This window comes from Paenibacillus sp. CH40, assembly GCF_024213605.1.
Lineage (GTDB): Bacteria > Bacillota > Bacilli > Paenibacillales > Paenibacillaceae > Paenibacillus > Paenibacillus polymyxa_B.
Window position 1 is genome coordinate 1 of sequence record NZ_JANAVQ010000037.1, and the last position, 457, is coordinate 457.

The 457-nt window shown below is 57.5% G+C and carries 1 protein-coding gene; it reads left to right on the forward strand.

The features are described from left to right. A partial coding sequence (locus NLX73_RS24865) for an AMP-binding protein (RefSeq protein WP_254327614.1) occupies positions 1-457 on the forward strand: 457 nt, incomplete at both ends.

Below are 457 nucleotides of genomic sequence, written 5' to 3' on the forward strand. Positions count from 1 at the left end.
AAAGACGGTTCGAATCTGGAGCCACTGGCTGGCCCGCACCATGTAGCCTATGTCATCTATACCTCCGGCTCCACCGGAAAACCGAAGGGCGTGATGGTGGAGCATCATTCCGTGCTGAACCGGATTTTGTGGATGCATGATCGATACGGCTTGAGTGCGGGAGATACGATCCTGCAAAAGACGGCCTTCACGTTCGACGTGTCGGTGTGGGAGCTGTTCTGGTGGTCGCTGGTCGGCTCGAAGGTGAGCTTGCTGTCGGTAGGTGGGGAAAAGAACCCGGAAGACATCGTCGATACGATTGCCCGCGATGGCGTGAGCACGATGCACTTTGTACCTGCCATGCTGCATGCGTTCCTAGAATATGTGGAGCAGCAGCCACAGGAAGTGATGCAAGCGAAGCTGGGCACGCTGCGCCACGTATTTGCCAGCGGCGAAGCGTTGCCGCCACAGCATGTGG